Below are 19,709 nucleotides of genomic sequence, written 5' to 3' on the forward strand. Positions count from 1 at the left end.
CATGGATTCGACTATCTTGCATCAATCAATCAAGCAGCCCAAGTGGTGGCAAACAGCAGTTATCTACCAGATCTATCCTCGCTCTTTCGCAGATGGTGACGGCGATGGCATCGGTGACCTAAGAGGAGTTGAGTCGAGGCTTGAAAGTCTCCAAGCACTTGGTATCGACGCCATTTGGTTCTCACCATTTTTCAAGTCCCCACAAAAAGACGCTGGTTACGACGTTTCTGATTACAAGTCGATCGATCCGCTATTTGGAACCAACGAGGACTTCGACAAGCTACTAGCTAAAGCAAAATCTCTTGGAATCAGGATCATTGTTGATCTAGTTCCTAATCACTCCTCTGACCAGCACGAATTGTTTCAGAAAGCCCTAAAAGCTGCTCCTGGTTCACCGGAGCGGGACATGTATATGTTCCGTGATGGCAAAGGTGAAAACGGTGAACTGCCTCCAAACAACTGGGAGTCCGTCTTTGGTGGTCAGGCTTGGTCCCGTATCACTGAGGCAGATGGTTCTTTAGGTCAGTGGTACCTACATATCTTTGATTCCTCCCAGCCTGATTTCAACTGGGAGAACCCAAAGGTGCAAGAGTTCTTCGCTGGGGTCTTGCGTTTCTGGCTAGATAAGGGTGTTGATGGTTTCCGTATCGACGTGGCCCACGGGCTTGTCAAAGCTCCTGGGTTACCGAACATTACTGCTGCACAAAGCCAAACACTTGAACATGACCCGAACAACCCGCACCCGTTCTGGGGACAAGAAGGTGTTCACGACATTATTCGCTCTTGGAGAAAGATTCTGGACGAGTATGACGATCGGGCTATGTGTGCCGAGGCTTGGGTCTTACCTCTATCTCGCATGGCTAAGTGGGTTAGACCTGACGAGTACCACCAGACTTTCAACTTTGGATACCTAGAGACTCCTTGGGCAAAAGAACCTTTGGTGAAAGTCATTAGTGATTCCCTTGAGGCCTTTGGTTCAGTTGGTGCTCCATCAACTTGGGTTCTTTCAAACCACGATGTGATTCGCCACGTTTCCAGATTTGGTGTTGAAAAACCTCCACCGCAAGGCTCGGGTATTGGTCCTGGAATGGAACAGCCAGATGAAGAACTCGGTCAAAAAAGAGGTCGCGCTGCCACCGCTTTCATGCTTGGTATTCCTGGCGGCGCTTACCTTTACCAGGGTGAAGAGCTAGGTCTTCCAGAACACACCACACTTGAAGGAAAGTATCGTCAAGATCCAACTTTTTCTCGAACTAAGGGTGAACGAGTTGGAAGAGATGGTTGTCGAGTGCCACTTCCTTGGGAAGCTAATGGTGGTGTTTCTTTTGGCTTTAACTCAACCGGCAAATCTTGGTTACCTGCTCCGGCAACTTATAAGAAGTATGCAAGAGATGTTCAGGAAGGCGTTTCTGGTTCAACTCTTGAGCTATACAAGAAATTGATTGCTGAAAGAAAGAAGCTAGCGCTTGGATCCGGTGAGTTCCGCTGGGCTCCAGAGTATTCCTCGGCCAATTCACTTGCTTATGTTAATAACGGTGTCCTTGTGCTAAGTAACTTCGGTCCAGAGTTGATTACTGTGCCGGCTGGAGAAGTAATCGTCTCCACGCAGAGCTCACTAACTGCTGGAGGGCAACTCGAGGCAAACCAGAGCACATGGATCAAGCCCTAGTTACTCACCTTGCTCAACCAGGTTCCCAGTGGTGGCGCTCTGGAGTTATCTATCAGATCTACCCCCGATCATTTGCTGACTCCGATGGCGATGGACTGGGAGATCTAAAGGGAATCACTTCAAGACTTGATTCTCTGGCCGCTCTTGGTATCGACGCTATTTGGCTTTCTCCCTTTTACTCTTCGCCACAAAAAGATGCCGGCTACGACGTAGCCAATTACGTAGACGTTGATCCAATTTTTGGAACGCTTAGTGATTTTGATGATCTTCTAGAAAAAGCTCACGGACTTGGTATTCGCGTAATGATCGATCTTGTTCCAAACCATAGCTCCGATCAGCATCAGTGGTTCCAGAAAGCTTTAGCTGCAGAACCAGGTTCACCCGAGCGTGCGTTCTACCACTTCAAAGATGGCTTAGGGGAAAATGGCGAGCTGCCTCCAAATAACTGGGTGTCGATGTTTGGTGGACCGGCTTGGACCAGAGTCATTGAGAAAGATGGCAAGCCTGGACAGTGGTTTGTGCATCTTTTTGATTCCTCTCAGCCGGATTTGAACTGGGCAAATCCTGAGGTGCAACTGGAGTTTGAAAACATATTGATGTTTTGGCTCGATAGGGGCGTTGATGGTTTTCGAGTGGACCAGCCCCACGCAATGGCCAAATCAGAAGGTCTTCCTGATCACCCTTACGTTCACGAAGCGGGAGCCGGATTCATTGAGGGCCGAGAGAATCCTCCGATGTGGTTCCAAGAAGAAGTGCATGAAATATTCAAAAACTGGCGCAAGATTTTAGAAAGCTACCCTGGCGAAAGGGCTATGTGCGGGGAGGCTTATGTTTATCCGCTTTCTCTAATGGCTAAGTGGGTTAGATCAGATGAGTTTCACCAGACATTTAACTTTCGTTTTCTGGATGCAGGTTGGGATTTCAAGAAACTCTTTGACGCCATTAATGAATCTTTCGAAGCCTTCGATGGGGTTGGTGCTCCCTCAACCTGGGTGCTAAATAATCACGACGTAATCAGGCATGCCTCTAGATTTGGCGGTGATTACGGACGCGCTACTGCATCAGATGGAATTGGATCCGATCAACCTCAGCCAGATCCGGTGCTGGGTCTACAAATTGCTAAGGGAGCAACCCTTTTTATGCTCGGACTTCCAGGAGCCAGCTACCTATATCAGGGTGAGGAGCTCGGTCTTCCCGAGCACACAACTCTAGAAAACAAATATCGCCAAGATCCAACTTTTGCTAGAACCAATGGCCAAAGAGTTGGTAGAGACGGATGCCGCATTCCACTTCCCTGGGAACCGGAAGGTGATTCAAGCGGGTTTAGTGAATCAGGCAAGAGTTGGCTGCCGCAACCGTCAAGTTACAAAGAACTTGCAAGATCGATTCAGGAGAAGAACCCCGAATCAACACTTTCCTTTTACAAAACCGCTCTTGGATTAAGAAAACAGTTTGGTCTAGGTGAGGGCTCGTTCAGTTGGTTGGCTAATCACAAGGGTCCAGAAACACTTGGCTATGAAAACTCCGGCGTAAAGGTCCTCTACAACTTCGGAGTGCAGCCAGTTGACCTGTCTAGTTTTGAGATCTTGCTTTCAAGCCAGCCACTAAGTGGCAAGCAGCTAGCAAATAATCAGTGTGCTTGGGTTAAGCCTTAGCCTTCTTGTGATTTGGCCACCAGAAGTACTTTCCGGTGATAAACGCGAGCGATGGCACAATCACTGTTCTTACCAAGAGGGTATCTAGCAACACACCGATACCCACGATGATTCCAATTTGGTAGAGAGCAATCAGCGGCAGAACTCCAAGGACTGCGAACACTGCCGCGAGCAAGATACCCGCACTGGTGATAACGCCACCGGTTGAAGCAAGGGCCTTAATCATTCCTTCTTTGAGACCGAGCTTCTCAGCTTCTTCCTTCGCTCGAGTGACCAAGAAGATGTTGTAATCAACACCAAGGGCTACTAGGAACAAGAAACTGTACAGGAATACCGATAGATCCAGTGCCGGCAATCCAAATACGTTTTCAAACAGCAACCAGCTGGCTCCAATAGCGGAGAAGAAGGATGCGACCACGGTTAGTAGTAGCAAGATTGGTGCTACCAGTGATCGAAGCAATAGAACCAGCACTAGGAATACCAAGATCAAGATCATTGGAATAACTGTCAGCTGGTCAGAAGCGTAAGTGTCCTTGACGTCTAGTCGCTGAGCGTCCAGACCACCAACCAGAGCATCTGCACCTTCGATGGCACCAAGTTCTTGACGAAGCTCACGAATGATCACATACGCCTCTTCAGACTGTGATTCAGCGTCCAAAACCACATCGATCTTGGTGATATCGGAGTTACTGTCCCCGATGGTTACCTCAGCAACACCGCTTACTTTTTCAGCAGCAGAAGCAACTTCATCTTCGTAGCCGTTGTTGGCAATAACAATCGCTGGCGATGTTGAACCTGCCGGGAAAGCCTCAGCCAACACGTCTTGGCCAACGGCGGCTTCTGGAGCCACTCGGAATTGCTCAGTGGAAGACAGGCCGACCTTTACGCCGGTTGCACCAAAGCTCAAGATTGCCAAGATAACAAAACCAGCAATCGAGACAATAACTGGACGCTTGCTTACGCCGCGTCCGAGCTTGGCCCAAAGTCCTGTTTCAGATTTGTTTACCCCACCGAATTTTGGAACAAATGGCCAGAACAAGCCGCGACCAAAAACCACGATTGCTGCTGGTAGAACAACCAGGGCCGCAAACATTGCCATGATGATTCCACCGGCCACAACTAGTCCTAGAGTTCGGTTTCCGCCAAGTTCTGCAAACAGCAATGTGAGTAAGGCAAGGGCTACGGTTCCACCGGATGCCAACACCGCCGGCGTAACGCCCCTAAGCGCCTTGTTCATCGCCTGGTGGCGATCTTCAGCAAGGAGTAACTCTTCCCGATAGCGCGCGATTAGCAATAATGCGTAGTTGGTTCCTGCACCAAAAACCAGAACTGACAAAATACCCGTGATAGAGCCATCAGCCGGGCTTCCTAAAAATATTGTTGCAAGTTGCGGAGCAAGCTGGGCTGCCATTCCATCTGCAACACCAATAACAATCAGTGGCACTAGCCAAAGAACTGGTGAGCGGTAGGTAATAAGAAGTAGTACGGCAACGATGATTACTGTGGAAAGAAGCAGAGTGAAGTTTGCACCGGCAAATACTCCTGCGATGTCAACCTGGAAACCTTCAGGACCGGTGATGTATACCTCGAGGCCAGCTGGCATGTCCTCTTTAGCTATCGCACGCATTTCGGCCATGCGCTCAGCGCGCTCTGCTGTTTCTTCGATCTCTTCCAGAGGAACAGTTATAACTGCAACCTTGCCATCATCTGAAACTTGAGCCGGCGGAACAAATGCCTCACCGTTTAGTTCGCCTGATGTGTAATCCAAGAACTTGTCTCCAGCGCCATCAACAAAACCCTGAGCCATTGGATCAAAGGTTCCAGTTATCCAAAGCTCCTGCTCTTCAGTGAGCTTGGTGTCAGAGGAGTAAACAACTACGGCAACGGTTCCATCGGTTCCTGGAAGATCCTCGAGGGCCTTGTTTACTAGCACTGTCTCGTTGTTGGCTGGAAGTCCATCGGTTGGAGCGTTATCTGACTCTGGAGCACTCAGTGGACCGAAAGCCAAGACGGCAAAGATAAGTCCAATAAGAAGTGTGACCCAAGAGGTTTTGCGTCCAGTGATAAATGAGGCAATGTTGTTCAAGATTGATCCTTTGGTTTGTGAGTGAATTTATTGTCCCACTAACCAGGCGTTAGGGCTGGTATCCGCCCTCACTTCAGGCCGAAAGGATCACGTAGGTCCCTGAATTCTGAGGGCAATAGACTGGGGCTACTCGTCAAGGAGGATTGAGTGGCTGTTACTAGCGTTAACGACTGGGTCGAGCAGATTTCAGCTCTAACCAAGCCCGACTCAATAAAGTGGTGCGACGGATCCGCGCAAGAGTTCGAATCGATCAAGAATCTTCTAGTTGCAAACGGATCGCTAATCCCACTAAATCCAAAACTTCGTCCGGATAGCTTTCTTTCTAGGACTGATCCCAGAGATGTTGCCAGAGTTGAAGAAAAGACTTTTATTTGTTCTGAACTTGAAATAGACGCCGGCCCAACTAACAACTGGATGGATCCAAACGCCATGCGCGCTCTGATGAAAGAAAACTTCACTGGAAGCATGCGCGGCCGAGTGATGTACGTGATTCCGTTCTCGATGGGTCCAATTGGTTCTGAATTTACTCAGTACGGCATTGAGATCACGGATTCGCCGTATGTAGTTGCCTCAATGCACATAATGACCCGGGTTTCACCGGAGGTAACTAAAAAGATTGAAGCAGGAGCACCCTGGGTTCCCGCAGTTCATTCCGTCGGTAGTCCGCTAATTGATGATCAGGGTAACAAGATCAAAGATGTTAGCTGGCCCTGCAATCCAGACAAAGTGCACGTTGTTCACTACCCGGAAACTAGGGAGATCTGGTCTTTTGGTTCTGGCTACGGCGGCAATTCACTGCTGGGCAAAAAAGCCATGGCTCTTCGAATTGGTTCGGTTATGGGTAAAGCAGAAGGTTGGCTCGCAGAGCACATGCTGCTCATTCGGCTAACTAGTCCAACAGGTGGCAAGTTTCACATCACAGCAGCATTTCCTTCGGCCTGCGGGAAAACAAACCTTGCAATGCTTCGCCCCTCAATTCCAGGTTGGAACGTTGAAACCCTTGGTGATGACATTGTTTGGATGAGACCAGATTCCACTGGAAAGTTACTGGCCATGAATCCTGAGTATGGAATCTTCGGTGTTGCACCTGGAACTACTGCAACCACGAACAGTGCTGCGGTTGAGTCCATGAGTCACGGGGTGATCTTCACCAACGTGGCTTTGACTTCAGACGGAGACGTCTGGTGGGAGGGGCTAAGTGAGCAGCCACCCGAGGGACTAACTGATTGGCGTGGAAATCCATGGTCTCAAGATTCTGGAACTCTAGCTGCTCATCCAAATTCGAGATTCTGTCTACCGGTAGCGAACGTTGCAACCATTAGCCCCGACTGGAATGACGGTTCTGGGGTGCCACTGGATGCAATCTTGTTTGGTGGACGTCGTGCCAAGAATGTTCCGCTGGTGGCCCAGTCGCTTTCTTGGCAGCACGGAGTATTCATGGGTGCAACTATTTCTAGCGAGCAAACAGCTGCCGCTGAGGGGCCAGTTGGGAAGCTCCGTCATGACCCATTTGCGATGTTGCCATTTTGTGGCTACAACATGGCTGACTACTTTGCACACTGGCTGAGCTTTGCCGATAAAACTTCCGAAGAAGACCTGCCCAAGATCTTTCAAGTCAATTGGTTCAAAAAGGGATCCGATGGCAAATTCCTTTGGCCAGGATTTGCAGAAAACATTCGCGTTCTCGATTGGATTATCGGAAGGCTCGAAGGCACGAATCAAGGTAAAGCTTCACCGGTAGGGACTGTCCCGCAGTCTGGCGAGCTGAACACCGCTGGCATTGACGTGGATGAAAGAACCCTCGAAGAACTGCTTGAGATTGATTCAGAAGCGTGGACTAAAGAAGTTGAGTCCATCAGAGACTTCTTCGGGGAATTTGGGGAGAGAATGCCCGGGCAACTATTTGAAGAGCTGGCGAAACTAGAAGCCAGAGTTAAGGCGTAGTTCTAGTCGGTTGCAACTCCAGTTGAGGAGTGAGCTGCAGCAATGGCTCTTTTGCCTGCCGGTAACAGAACTGCAACCACAGCCACACCGACGGTTAGCGCTCCGGTTGCAATCAGCAGTATCTCTACAGACACAATGTCCGCGAGTGGTCCAAGTACTGCCATTCCAAGGGGCATGGCTACCGCCATTACAATCCCCACAAAACCAAACACTCGTCCTTGGCGTTCTGGCTCAACGGTTTCTTGTAACAAAGTCATGGACGAAGTTGAGAACGCCGGGACAGCTAGTCCGATTAGGAAAAACAAGCTATAGAAAAGAATCAAGTTAGTTGTAAAGCCCATTACAACGGCGAGAACGCCAAAGAGGATTGAGGTTCCAACCATCAATCCCAACCGATCCATTTTGGAGGCAAATATTGCCATCAGCGCTCCACCGGCTACCATTCCAATGCCAAAAGAAAGCTCGAGAACCGTTAGAAGCCAAACATCGCCGCCAAAGGTTCTAACCAGCATCAATGGGGAAAGATTCGATGGGGCAACAACCAGCAAAAACACAATCGAGTAAATAACCATTACCCAGCGAACTAGGTCATGACTGAAGATGTAATTCAAGCCTTCTTTCAAATCTGTGAAATAAGAAGGCTTGTCATTACTTGCTGCCCTGGAAAGTGTTGGAACGGCAATTGTTGCTAATAAAGTAAGTCCGATAACTGCGGTGACAACATCAACAAACAGGATTGCTGCCAACGAAACAGTTGAATAAAATCCAGCCGCAGCAACAGGGCCAATTATCAAAAGTGAGGATTGAACACTGCTATTGATTCCATTAACTCTCATTAGTTTGTCGGTAGGAACTATCTGTGGAATCAGTGCTGAAATTGCCGGCATCTGAATGCCAGCACCGACAGAACGAACGGCCATCACAAGAAAAACGAGCCACAAATCATCTACTCCGGAAAGCATGAAAAACGCGAGAACTAAAGTGGCTAGGGCAATTGTCGAGTCAGAAAGAATGATCATCACTTTGCGATTTACTCGATCAGCCCAAACCCCTGCAAAAATCGAGACGACTGCCTGAGGCAAGAATCCGAAGACCGCCGCCAAAGCTAGTACTACGCCAGATTTAGTAGTCAAAGTCAGGTGCCACAGCAGCGCGTATTGAACTAGTAGCGATCCGAAGGTTGTGATGGTCTGACCTACTAGAAAGACGGTCACTTTCTTTTTCCAGCCCGGCATTGGTTCACTTGCCTTTGGCTCAGGGCTGGACTCCATTGTTGATGTCAAGAACTTCTCCTAGGGATCGTGAAAGCTTTTTTGGAAACTTAGTTTGCGCTAACCAAATCAAAGTACACCAACACGACCTCTGACTCAGGTTTTACGTCGTAGCCGCAACTGGACCAGAAGTCGCCATGGCTTTTTCTAAAATCATCTCCTGACAAATCGCCTTCAGCCTCGGCCAGGGCAAACTCGTCGGGGACCTCGTCGAATCTAACAACCTCAACTCTTGTTACCTTGATTCGGCCTAGATCCTCGCCATTGTTGCCAACAACTACCAAGATCTCACCAACATGCTCAATTGGCTCGTTCTCGGCCACGTAGTCGTATTCGACCAGTCCAGCGGTAGCCCTTTTGTTTCCATTGAAAAGGTAATCCAGAATCTTGTTGCGGGATTCGCCTGGGTTTCCAAATTCAACAGTTCTAAGTCCACCAACTCTTGGAAATGACATCTTTGCTCCTTAGTGCGTTTTCTAAATCACGGCGGAAAACCCCCACCTAAAAAGATAAGTGGGGGTTTGTGGCTAGTGAGGGATTCGAACCCCCGAAGGCTGAGCCAGCTGATTTACAGTCAGTTCCCTTTGGCCGCTTGGGTAACTAGCCATGCAACAAAATCTATGAAGTCGGATTTGGATGCCTTAAAAGGATACCAATATTTACCAAACGCTAACTACTGGTATTTGCCCGAGAACCAATGGCTGCTTAGGTAAACTAACCGCATGGCTGATTCCTCATTCGACATCGTAAGCAAAGTTGACCCACAAGAAGTAGCAAACGCCTTGAACCAGGCCCATAAAGAAGTCGAACAACGCTACGACTTCAAAGGTGTTGGTGCCTCGATCGAACAATCTGGTGAAAAGATCCTGATGAAAGCCAATAGCGAAGAAAGAGTTAAGGCAATTCTTGATGTCTTCCAAAGCAAGCTTGTAAAGCGTGGAGTTTCTCTAAAGAGCCTGGAAGATGGCAAGCCTTTTCCTTCCGGTAAAGAATTCCGCATCGAAGCCAAGATAAAAGATGGCATCAACCAAGAACAAGCCAAGAAGATTTCAAAGATCATTCGCGAAGAGGGCCCCAAGAGTATCAAGAGCCAGATTCAAGGCGACGAGCTTAGGGTTTCAAGTAAATCTAGAGATGATTTGCAGGAGCTTCAGGCTCTTCTGAAATCCAAAGATCTAGAAGTAGATCTACAGTTCGTCAATTACCGTTAGTGAACCGGTAATTGGGAAAGCGTTTTCAACAGCTTCCTTGCGCTTAGCTTGCTTGGCAAGTCTTCCCGAAAGTATTCCGGCGATAAACATCAAAACAATTGGCAGAACGAAAGCTATCTGAAGCCCTACGCTTTCGGCTAACCCACCCATAACAACCTTGGCGCCAATTACAGCCAGTGAGTTCAGTAGGGACATTCTCGCTAGGGCCTGTGAAGTCGTGAGACCAGTTACGTGGCCCGCTGCTCCAAAGAATGATGGCACTAGCGGGGCAAGACCAAAGCCACCCAGGGCCCAGAACAATGAAAGAACAACTAGGGCCAGAATCGGATTGTGCTCGACAATTGGCGGAGCCACAACTAGGCCGATGGCCATCATTATCGACCCATAGATTCCACCCCACTTGGATAGCTCACTAATGTGATATTTCTCCGTTGCTCTAGTAATCAATAGACGGCCACCAATCATGGCAAGCATGAATGATGCGAAAGGCACCGCTCCCAAAGTTGGTGAGAGCAGCATTACCTGCTGTGAGAACAATGCGGACCAATCCATCATCACTAGCTCTAGAAACACTCCGGTGAATAGTCCAAGGGAAAGAAGCCAAAGCTGATTTGGAGATTTAAAGAATGGAACCTTCTTAGAGGCCTGCTTCTCCTCTTTGTGACCATCTTCGTCAGGTGAAAGCATGGATCGAACATAAATCTGAAAGACCACCAAGCAAACCAGAGGAACTACTAGTAAATGAATCTGGAGAGAAACAAAGCTAGCCATGATTCCAGAGAGTGCAGCACTTGCACCTGCACCGATGCTCCAGGCAGCGTGGAACTTACCGATGATTACTTGCTTGACTCTTTTTTGCAGCATCACAGATTGAGCATTAATTGCGATGTTGAAAAAGCTCATGCTGAACATCATTACGGTTTGAAAGACAAAGAAAACGAAACCATTTGGAGCCCACGCCAGGCTCATGACCGAGAGCACTATAAACACGCTCGAGAGATTAATGATTGGCCTGGTTCCAAATCTTCCAACCAATCGGTTAGCAACCAATAGCGGCAACAAAGAACCGATTCCTGCAAATCCAATAATCAAACCCCAAACCGCGAATGAAACGCCAATCTGCTCGATGATTTCAGGGATTCGCGGGATAAAGGTGATTGCAACAAATCCCTGTGTAAAGAAGAAAACAGCAAGTGCTGTTTGTGCACTCTTAAGTCTTTCTGGAGGAAGGGGCACGTGCGCTACTTCTTTTTCGCAACAGTTAGGAAGTCTTCGCGCTCAACAAGTTTTATTCTCTCGCGTTCTTGAACTTCACCTAGGCGCTTTTCCTCGGCATCGATTCTGAGCCATTCAGGCCAACCAACAAAATCAATCTTTCTCGAAGTGAGCAGATCGGTTATTGAATCCTCCGAGGGAGATGCCGGTTGCCACCAATTGTTCTTGTCTTCAATGATCTGGGCAATGGTTTCAATTGCATCGCTCTTGGTGTGTCCAATAAGCCCTACTGGACCGCGCTTGATCCAACCGGTCGCATAAACACCGTGAATGTGTTTCCCATCTGAGTCCAAAACACGTCCCTTGTCATTTGGGATAACGCCAGCTCTTTCGTCAAAAGGAACTTCACTCAACTCTGAGCCAAAGTATCCAACTGCGCGATAAACCGCCTGAATTGAGAACTCACGAAACTCGCCAGTGGGCTTCACGTTGCCAGTTCCATCAAGCTCGGTTCTTTCAATCTTGAGACCGGCTACCTTGCCGTCTTGTTCCAAGATCTCAACAGGTGCACTAAAGAAGTGCAGATGCAGTCTGCGCTTAGCGCTAGTGGTCTCATTTGATCGAAGCTCTTCCAAGGTTTTCACCATGACTCTGGTTTGGTTATTGCTGTCAATGGCTTTTTGTGATCCCTCGTCATACTGGAAATCTTCGTCGTAGACGATGGTGTCTACTCCCTCTATGTGTACTGCCTCACGAAGTTCTAACGGTGAGAACTTCACTTGAGCGGGTCCTCTTCGACCAAAGACATGAACATCGGTAGCTTGTGATGCGCGAAGTCCCTGGTACACGTTGTCTGGAATATCGGTTGAAAGCATCGCTTCGGCTGGCTTAGAGAGCACTCTGGCAACATCCAAAGCTACGTTGCCGTTTCCCAAAACCGCAATTTCCTTGGCGCTTAGGTCCCAGCTACGTTCGAAGTCAGGGTGGGCGTCATACCAGTTCACAAATGCAGCAGCACCAAAAGATCCTTCGAGATCGATACCCGGGATGTTTAGGTTGGCATCCTTGACGGCACCAGTTGAGAAGATAACTGCGTTGTAGTGCTTCTTTAGATCATCAAGAGTTATATCTTTGCCGTACTCAACGTTTCCAAAGAATCGAATGTCTCCTCGGTCGAGAACTTCATAAAGGGCTCTAATGATTCCTTTGATTCTCGGATGATCTGGAGCAACACCGTAGCGGACAAGTCCATAAGGTGCAGGAAGTAAATCAAAAAGATCAATGGAAACATCAAAGTCACGAAGTTCGGATTTGATAATCAGGTCGGCTGCGTAAATACCTGCGGGACCAGCACCCACAATCGCAAGCCTTAGCTTTGACATCTACCTATTCCTTATTTACTAAAAACTTAGTTGCTGCGTTCTATAACTGCTTCGGCGAAAGAGGTCAGTGCTTCACGAACTGGACCCTTTGGTAATTCTTCCAGTGCACTGATTGCCTCAGCTGCCCATCTCTTGGCTTCCTGGTAAGTTCGCTCCGTTACGGGATGATCCCGAAGGGCTTTGAGTACGGTCTGGAGTTTGGCTTCATCGTCGAGGCCGGAGTCAATTATCTCAATCAACTTGGCTGCTTCCAAATCACTCTTGGCTTCCTGTCGTAAATACATAACAGGAAGGGTTGGAACGCCCGCACGAAGGTCAGTTCCTGGAGTCTTACCCGAGACCGAACCGTCAGATTGTAGATCGATGTAATCATCAATTAGTTGGAAAGCTACGCCGATTGCTTCACCGTATTTTCTTACTGGCTCGCGCAGGGCTTGATCCGCACCGGAGAAAATAACTCCGAGCTCAGCAGATGCCGAAATAAGAGATCCAGTTTTATCTGCAAGAACATGTAGATAGTGCTCGATTGGATCTTGGCCTTCTTGTGGGCCAACAGTTTCATTTAGTTGACCGAGGCAAAGTCTTTCGAAAGTGTCTGCCTGCAAGGTAAGTGCCTTTTGGCCCAACTTAGAAACTAATTGCGAAGCTCTTGCAAAAAGCAAATCACCAGTCAAAATTGCAACGTTGTTTCCCCAAATTTCGTGAGCCGAATCAACGCCCCTTCTTCTAGGTGCATCGTCCATAACATCATCGTGATACAGCGTTCCAATGTGAGTTAGCTCTACAACGACTGCAGCTTGAACAACTTCGTCGAGGTTAGCCTCACCAAGCTGCGAAGTTAGAAGAACTAAGGTCGGTCTAATTCTTTTTCCACCGGCGTCAATTAAGTGACGGGTGGTTACCTTTGCAATCGGGTCGGTGTGTTTTACGGACTCTACTAACTGCAGCTCAACTTTGTCTAAGCCAATTTCAAGCTTCTCTAGAAGTTCTTTATCAGCAACTTTCCTTAGTTGTCTTGGTAGAGATGTGCGCGCCATCTAGACCGCCTTCGGTTTGAAACCGCTGTGGATGGCAACTATGCCAAGAGTTTGGTTTAGATAACTTACGGATTCAAAACCAGCCGATTCAATAATCTTTACTAACTCCTGCTGGCTTGGCCAGGCATCGATTGATTCAGCTAAGTAGCCATAAGCTTCTGGAGTCTTACTCACCATGGCCGACAGGGTTGGAAGAATGTTCCGCAGATAGAAGCGGTAAAGACTGTGTAGAAAACCGTTAGGGATCCTGGAGAATTCACAAACCACTAACTTCCCACCTGGCTTTAGAACCCGAAGCATTTCAGCAAGCGCAACCTCGATTTTCTCGACGTTTCTAATTCCAAAGGAAATAGTTACGGTGTCAAACTCCCCGTCCGCAAAAGGAAGTGCTGACGCATCAGCGTAAACAAACTCCAGCTCAGGATGCCTTTTTCTTCCCTCTTCGAGCATGCCATTGGAAAAGTCAGCTGCTACTACTTTGACGCCCTCGCGCAGAAAGACAATTGAGGAAGATCCGGTGCCCGCGGCGAGATCCAGAATGGTTTGACCAGGTTGGGAATTTACTAGTTTGGCAACCTTTTTGCGCCAGATTCGGGCTGAGCCGAAGGAGAGTAAATCATTGGCTTTATCGTAGTTTTTTGCTACCCCATCAAACATCTCCGCTACCTGTTGCGGTTTTTTGGATAGGTCAGCTTTACTCACTATTCAATCTTAGCTTTGACTTAGAATTTAGAGAGTCGGCCATATTTGGCCCCAATCAGAACTGGTTTGAATGTCAAAACTTGGAAAACTCCGCGTTCTAACGCGCGAGATTGCCACGCCCGAAGGTTTCGACATCACCAAACACTTTCCAGAAGACGGCACCGTTTTCATTCGCGGCGGTCAAGGAATTGTTGGGTTTGGCGAGGTGGCTCGATTTGAAACCTCAGGTCCAAACCGAATCTCAGAGCTTGCCGGCATCTGGCGCGACCAGGTATCACTTGCAGAAGTAACTGATTCGCTCAGAATTCAATGCACGGGTCTCGTAGCTTTTGGATCAGTTACCTTCTCAGAAGACAGCACAATCAACTCAGTTCTAGTGGTGCCAAGACTGGTTCTTGGAACTAGAGATGGCCGCAGCTGGATTACAGAGATTCTTCCCGAAGGCGAAGATTCAATCAGTGCTGATTTTCTGACTCAACCAGCAAGTTACCGAGTCAACGAGAAGTTGAAGTTCTATGACGGTGCGATGAGCGCTGAAATGTTTTTAAGCCAAGCCGAAGCCGCAATCGAGAAAATCAGAGCAGGTCGCATTCAAAAGGTTGTATTGGCAAGAGACATAGTTGCCCAGCTACCTTCTGGTTTCGATCTTCGAACAGCTCTTAGGAACCTCGCTGTGAGGTACCCAAGCTGCTGGGTCTATAGCGTGGCGGGAAACTTTGGTGCCTCACCGGAGCTTCTAGTTCGCGTTTCCCACGGACAGGTTTCGGCCAGGGTTCTGGCAGGAACAGCGGCTAGAGGTGCTTCCGAGCAAGCGGATCAGGATATCGCCGCTGGCCTTTTGGTATCTGAAAAGAATTTGCACGAACACCAGTTCGCGGTTGAATCAATGGTTCAAGAGCTTTCACCGTTTTGCACAACAGTTGATACTGATGAGAAGCCATTCACTTTGGCGCTGCCTGATGTTTGGCACCTTGCCAGTGACGTTTACGGAAAGCTAAAGAAGAACATTTCTGTTTTGGATTTGGCTGCCTACTTGCATCCCACCGCTGCCGTTGCAGGGACATCTCGTAAAGCCGCACAAGATCTCATAATCGAACTAGAACCTTTCGATCGCGGTGGATACGCGGGACCGGTTGGTTGGATTGGGGCTGATGGAGACGGAGAGTGGGCAATCGCAATTCGCGGTGGCTACATCGAGCAAAACGTTGTTACTGCATTTGCGGGATGTGGGTTGGTTGCCGAATCAGATCCACAAGATGAGCTGGAAGAAACTGAACTTAAGTTCACTCCGATTCGCGGCGCACTAAGTTAGAGCTTTATCTCGATTAGCACTCGTCCCGTGGTGGTGATTGCACTTCGTAGTTCAACTTCGTTAGTTGGGCAGAAATAACTAAAGCCATAAGCGTTTGCTAAAGACCAATAATCTACTTTTTGACCTGTCCTAAATACTCGATCAAAGACCGCTTCTTCAACAACATTTCTCACTTCAAGTTTTTCAAATAAGGACCCACCTTGATCATTGACCATAATCAACTGCAAGTTGATATCCTCTTCTACGTCTTCAATCATCGAAGATGCATCGTGAAGCAAGGTTAGGTCCCCGATTATTGCGCGTGTGAATGACCCCTCGCCACCAAGAGCAATACCGGTGGCTGTTGCGATGGTTCCATCGATTCCAGCCAATCCCCTATTTGCAAAAACCTGAATCGCCTTGGCTGGAGCCCAAGTGTCGGCTTCGCGAATCATTCGAGAAGCGCCAAGAACGATAGTGTCGTCGATTTCGCTGGCGTCATAGACGGTTTCAATAATGTTTCTGCGATCAAGTGACTTGCTGGTTTCTTGAACCGAAAGCCAGTTGTGTGAGGCTACACGCCACCTGGCTAACCAGTCATTACTTACTTCGCCATTGACTGTGATCTCGTCAACAATTTCTGCAGCATTGCCGTATGGATTAAACGGTCCCATCAATTTGGATTTGATTACAACTAGTTCAATATCTTTTCGTGCAATTAGTTTTTGCACCTGGCGGCTAAGGGTAGGTTTTCCATAAACCACCACGCGCTGGATTCCATCGGCTAGGTCTTTTTCTTCTTCTAGAAGAGACGGATAACCAATAATCGCATTAGCTCCAATTCGGCACCTAGAACTTGGTTCTGCAAATACAGGCCAGCCGAATGCTTCCCCAGCTTCAAGAGCTTCAACTCCTGCTTCGGCACCTGCCACCAAGATCGTTTTCTTTTCTCCAGTTAGGACTGCAAAGCTTGGTTGGTAGTTGTCCTGTTCACTTAGCCTTGCACCAGGATAAAGATCACTTGCATTTGGTTCTGCAGCAGATAGCGGTTCTCTATAGCAAAGATTTAGGTGCACTGGTCCGTGAAATTCTTGGTTTATTCCAAGTGCTGTTGCAACAGCCTTTTCTGCAAGTTCTTTGACGAAGTTTGTGTCCACTGGATCAGTTGGCGCTTCGACGTCTATGCAGGACCTGACCGCGTCTCCAAACATGCCAACTTGATTGGTGGTTTGGTTGGCTCCCACTCCACGAAGTTCTGCTGGACGATCGGCAGTTAGCAAGATAAGTGGAACTCCGCTGTGGCTTGCCTCCAGAACAGCCGGAAGTAAGTTTGCTACAGCCGTTCCAGATGTTGTGATTATCGCAACTGGTCTACCACTTGCTTTGGCTGCACCGAGTGCAGTGAAGGCCATCGAGCGTTCGTCGATTCGAACTCGAAGAACTAACCGATTGGCATCGTGAAGCTGTTGAGCTGCAATAGCAAGAGATTGCGACCTAGATCCAGGTGAGAGAAACACTTCCTGAACTTCTAGTTCCGATAAAGCTGCGAGGAGGTTTGCTGAGAAAACTTGAGCTGCTGAGTGCATTGGAGTTAGGACTTGTCCTTACCGGCACTATCGCCAGAATCCTCGTCCGGGTCGGTTTTTGCTTCTGGCTCTTCCGATTCGGGCTTTTGCTTGTCAAGTTTCTCCGAGAGGTCCCTCAAAAACGAAGGGTCGTCATCTGGGGCAACAATCTTGGTTCTTCCAAAGCGATTCTTTGGACCACCACTGGGTCTACCTAGCACTAGGTAAAGCAATCCGCCAACGATTGGAACAAATAGGCAAATCACAATCCAGGCCCACTTGGGCAGGTTTCTAACTTCATTCTTTTTGGCGCTGGCAGCAAAAACAGTCACGAAAACAGTGAATAGCAACCAAGCGGCAAAAATGAATAAGAGTGATCTGACCATGGTTTAACTCTAAGCCAGATACAAACTTAGAATGAAACTATGAAAAATCCTTGGATAGTCTTCATTGCTGCTCGATTGGGTCTATTCGCGCTCTTCTTGGCGATTTTCCTCGTTCTTGGGTTCGATTGGCTCTATTCCGCTCTGGTTTCTGGAGCCCTAGCGTTGGCGGCTTCCCTAGTATTTTTGCAGAAGCAGCGAGATGAGCTTTCCAAAGAGATCTACAAGAAATTCGGAAAAGATAACAACTCGGCTGTTCCAGACACCGACGCCGACCTTGAGAACAGAATTCTCGATTTAGAAAAAGACGATAACAAGACCGAGGGTGAGAAGTAGCGCGTAAGTCAGCGCTGCAAAGCTGGTTAGCTTCAGAACCAAAACAAGCTCCTTGGCCGTCTTGGCTGTCAAAACAATAAGGGTTGCTGGGGCCACCAGAAAAAGCGCTCCATAGGCCAAAAAGCTAGCTGGATAAAACAGTGTGAAGAAAAAGAGAATCACAAACGGGAACCAGATCATGAAAATGAAAAATCTTTTCGCCCCCTTCGCCCCCATCCGAACTGCGAGCGTGTTTTTGGAAGCAATCTTGTCGGTTTCAATGTCGCGTATGTTGTTTACCATCAACACTGCAGCGGCAAAACTTCCTGCGGCAATACCTCCAAGTATCGAGTTGAGATCCACAAAACCGATCTGCACATAGGCGGTTCCTATTGTTGCCACTAACCCAAAGAAAACAAAGACTGCAATCTCACCAAAGCCTGCGTAACCGTAAGGGTTTTTTCCTCCGGTGTAGAACCAGGCGGCAACAATCGATAACAACCCAACAGCAATTAGCCACCACTGTCCGGTTATGACAACAATCTCAAAACCACTTGCCGCTGCCAAAATAAAAAACATCATTGCAGCCGTTTTCACTGACTCTGGCTTGACGGATTTTGACCCGGTCAGCCTTAGTGGCCCAACGCGCTTATCATCTGTTCCGCGAATACCATCAGAGTAATCGTTTGCGAAGTTGACGCCTATTTGCAAAAACAAAGCAACGCCTAGTGCAAGAGCAGATAGCAGTAAGTCAAAGCGCTGAGCGGCATCGGCAGCTCCAGCTCCAATTGCTACCGGTGCAATCGCGAGCGGAAGGGTACGAAGTCTTGCTCCTTCAATCCAGAGGCGCATGTTTTTGTTATTCAAATTGACTCCTGAGAAAACAACTTTGAAACCGAGAGGGTATCTATTTTGGATGTTGCAAGCCTTGGAAGTTTATCAACTCTGATAACCCTTACTGGCTTGCCGGCTGGTCCTAAGAGTGCAGCAAGTTGATTTGCGATGTCATCAGCAACTTCTGGAGAACCAACGTAACAAACACCAACTCGCTCTCCCCAGGTTTCATCGCTTATCGATACCGCTGAAATTTCTTCAACGCCTGGAAGCTCAGAACCTAGGTATTCGACTCGATCGAGTGAAACTTTTAGTCCACCAGAAATGATGACCCGATCAGCTCTACCCAAGATCACTAACTTGCCGCTCTCGGAAAGCTCAGCAAGGTCATTGGTAAAGATCCAATCATCTTGATCTTCAGCCAAAGTTTTGCCCTGGATAAGCAATCTGCCATCTGGTGCAATTTTCAGCCTGACTCCCTCAAGAGGAATTCCGTCATATACGCTCCCGCCGGAAGTTTCAGTCATGCCGTAACTGATAACTACTTTGAGGCCTAATGCAAGAGCGCGTTCTTGAAGCTCTAACGCAGTTGCCTGCCCGCCTACTAAAATCGCTCGGAAGCCCCTAAGGACCTCGAGTAGTGCTTTATCGCTCTCGCAAGCAGCAACTAGCTTTGCCAACTGGGTTGGAACAAGGGAGGTGTACTTGTTGCTGTGACTTAGCAAGTTTGCTGATCGAAAAAATGCCTCAGCAGTAAATGGTAAAGCAGTATTCATCATCACCGGTTGAGTGTCTGCAAGAACCGATCGCAATAAAACTTGCTGACCGGCAATGAAGTTAATCGGCAGGGCCAATAGCCACTGACCGGCGGGGCCCAATCTTTCCTGCCCGTAAGTTGCCGCGTGCTCGAGTGCTTTGAGTGAAATTGAGATTCTCTTTGGGGCTCCAGTAGATCCAGAGCTCTCAACCACGCAAGCTATCGGATCGTCAACAAACTCTGGAGTTGGATCGAATTCTGGCATCACACCGTTTATGGCAGGTGGGCAAACAAAGATAGCTTTCTTGGAAGCGAGAACGTCGATCATTACCTGCAAAGCCTTAACGGTCTCGTTAGCAGGAACTACGAATAATGGCTTGGGCATTTTTTGA

Annotated in this window: 17 protein-coding genes and 1 tRNA gene; 6 read left to right on the plus strand and 12 right to left on the minus strand. The window is 48.2% G+C overall.

The window, feature by feature from the left end; genetic code table 11:
- The first annotated feature begins 1 nt into the window (after nt 1).
- Together AC9UCN_RS00090 and AC9UCN_RS00095 are read left to right on the plus strand one after the other, a co-directional pair.
- On the plus strand, nt 2-1,669 hold the full coding sequence (locus AC9UCN_RS00090) for a glycoside hydrolase family 13 protein (protein WP_509522762.1): 1,668 nt from the start codon (nt 2-4) through the stop codon (nt 1,667-1,669).
- Entirely contained in the window at nt 1,654-3,324 is a 1,671-nt protein-coding gene (locus AC9UCN_RS00095; RefSeq protein ID WP_509522763.1) for a glycoside hydrolase family 13 protein, read from the plus strand. The genes AC9UCN_RS00090 and AC9UCN_RS00095 overlap by 16 nt, the downstream gene beginning before the upstream one ends.
- On the opposite strand, the gene AC9UCN_RS00100 is transcribed toward AC9UCN_RS00095, so the two are convergent.
- Entirely contained in the window at nt 3,314-5,410 is a 2,097-nt protein-coding gene (locus AC9UCN_RS00100) for an MMPL family transporter (RefSeq protein ID WP_509522764.1), read from the minus strand. The two genes, AC9UCN_RS00095 and AC9UCN_RS00100, sit on opposite strands and share 11 nt — an antisense overlap.
- A gap of 147 nt (nt 5,411-5,557) precedes the next feature.
- On the opposite strand from AC9UCN_RS00100, the gene AC9UCN_RS00105 reads away from it, so the two are divergent.
- On the plus strand, nt 5,558-7,354 hold the full coding sequence (locus AC9UCN_RS00105; RefSeq protein ID WP_509522765.1) for a phosphoenolpyruvate carboxykinase (GTP): 1,797 nt from the start codon (nt 5,558-5,560) through the stop codon (nt 7,352-7,354).
- 2 nt (nt 7,355-7,356) lie between these two features.
- Here AC9UCN_RS00105 and AC9UCN_RS00110 read toward each other — a convergent pair whose 3' ends face one another.
- The 3 genes from AC9UCN_RS00110 to AC9UCN_RS00120 form a co-directional block, all read right to left on the minus strand.
- Complete coding sequence (locus AC9UCN_RS00110; protein WP_509522766.1) at nt 7,357-8,637, minus strand: MFS transporter; 1,281 nt, start codon at nt 8,635-8,637, stop codon at nt 7,357-7,359.
- Nucleotides 8,638-8,675: 38 nt separating this feature from the next.
- On the minus strand, nt 8,676-9,080 hold the full coding sequence (locus AC9UCN_RS00115; protein WP_509522767.1) for a hypothetical protein: 405 nt from the start codon (nt 9,078-9,080) through the stop codon (nt 8,676-8,678).
- A gap of 69 nt (nt 9,081-9,149) precedes the next feature.
- Nucleotides 9,150-9,231, minus strand: a tRNA-Tyr gene (locus tag AC9UCN_RS00120).
- Between the two features lie 116 nt (nt 9,232-9,347).
- On the opposite strand from AC9UCN_RS00120, the gene AC9UCN_RS00125 reads away from it, so the two are divergent.
- Nucleotides 9,348-9,836 (plus strand): YajQ family cyclic di-GMP-binding protein, encoded by a 489-nt coding sequence (locus AC9UCN_RS00125; RefSeq protein WP_509522768.1) that lies wholly within the window; start codon nt 9,348-9,350, stop codon nt 9,834-9,836.
- Here the strand turns inward: AC9UCN_RS00125 and AC9UCN_RS00130 are convergent.
- The 4 genes from AC9UCN_RS00130 to ubiE are packed head-to-tail and all read right to left on the minus strand — an operon-like array spanning nt 9,813 to nt 14,172.
- Nucleotides 9,813-11,072, minus strand: a complete 1,260-nt coding sequence (locus AC9UCN_RS00130; RefSeq protein ID WP_509522769.1) for an MFS transporter — start codon at nt 11,070-11,072, stop codon at nt 9,813-9,815. The two genes, AC9UCN_RS00125 and AC9UCN_RS00130, sit on opposite strands and share 24 nt — an antisense overlap.
- Nucleotides 11,073-11,077: 5 nt before the next feature.
- Nucleotides 11,078-12,433: an FAD-dependent oxidoreductase gene (locus AC9UCN_RS00135; protein ID WP_509522770.1), complete on the minus strand. Its 1,356-nt coding sequence runs from the start codon at nt 12,431-12,433 to the stop codon at nt 11,078-11,080.
- A 26-nt stretch (nt 12,434-12,459) separates the two neighbouring features.
- A complete protein-coding gene (locus AC9UCN_RS00140) occupies nt 12,460-13,470 on the minus strand; it encodes a polyprenyl synthetase family protein (RefSeq protein ID WP_509522771.1) in 1,011 nt (336 codons plus the stop codon).
- Nucleotides 13,471-14,172: a bifunctional demethylmenaquinone methyltransferase/2-methoxy-6-polyprenyl-1,4-benzoquinol methylase UbiE gene (ubiE, locus tag AC9UCN_RS00145; protein WP_509522772.1), complete on the minus strand. Its 702-nt coding sequence runs from the start codon at nt 14,170-14,172 to the stop codon at nt 13,471-13,473. It lies immediately after the preceding gene.
- A 70-nt stretch (nt 14,173-14,242) separates the two neighbouring features.
- Between ubiE and AC9UCN_RS00150 the strand changes: the two genes are divergently transcribed.
- Nucleotides 14,243-15,484: an isochorismate synthase gene (locus AC9UCN_RS00150; protein ID WP_509522773.1), complete on the plus strand. Its 1,242-nt coding sequence runs from the start codon at nt 14,243-14,245 to the stop codon at nt 15,482-15,484.
- On the opposite strand, the gene menD is transcribed toward AC9UCN_RS00150, so the two are convergent.
- Both menD and AC9UCN_RS00160 read right to left on the minus strand, forming a co-directional pair.
- Nucleotides 15,481-17,049 (minus strand): 2-succinyl-5-enolpyruvyl-6-hydroxy-3-cyclohexene-1-carboxylic-acid synthase, encoded by a 1,569-nt coding sequence (gene menD / locus AC9UCN_RS00155; protein WP_509522774.1) that lies wholly within the window; start codon nt 17,047-17,049, stop codon nt 15,481-15,483. The two genes, AC9UCN_RS00150 and menD, sit on opposite strands and share 4 nt — an antisense overlap.
- Nucleotides 17,050-17,054: 5 nt before the next feature.
- Nucleotides 17,055-17,414 carry a PLD nuclease N-terminal domain-containing protein gene (locus AC9UCN_RS00160; protein WP_509522775.1) on the minus strand — a complete coding sequence of 120 codons (360 nt, stop codon included), beginning with the start codon at nt 17,412-17,414 and terminating at the stop codon, nt 17,055-17,057.
- Between the two features lie 39 nt (nt 17,415-17,453).
- On the opposite strand from AC9UCN_RS00160, the gene AC9UCN_RS00165 reads away from it, so the two are divergent.
- Nucleotides 17,454-17,747, plus strand: coding sequence for a DUF4229 domain-containing protein (locus AC9UCN_RS00165; protein ID WP_509522776.1), 294 nt, complete (start codon nt 17,454-17,456; stop codon nt 17,745-17,747).
- On the opposite strand, the gene AC9UCN_RS00170 is transcribed toward AC9UCN_RS00165, so the two are convergent.
- A complete protein-coding gene (locus tag AC9UCN_RS00170) occupies nt 17,709-18,593 on the minus strand; it encodes a 1,4-dihydroxy-2-naphthoate polyprenyltransferase (protein WP_509522777.1) in 885 nt (294 codons plus the stop codon). The genes AC9UCN_RS00165 and AC9UCN_RS00170 overlap by 39 nt on opposite strands.
- A complete protein-coding gene (locus tag AC9UCN_RS00175) occupies nt 18,590-19,702 on the minus strand; it encodes an AMP-binding protein (RefSeq protein ID WP_509522778.1) in 1,113 nt (370 codons plus the stop codon). Before AC9UCN_RS00175 ends, AC9UCN_RS00170 begins: the two co-directional genes overlap by 4 nt.
- Nucleotides 19,703-19,709 lie beyond the last annotated feature (7 nt).

It is taken from the genome of Rhodoluna sp., assembly GCF_036721215.1.
Taxonomy (GTDB): domain Bacteria; phylum Actinomycetota; class Actinomycetes; order Actinomycetales; family Microbacteriaceae; genus Rhodoluna.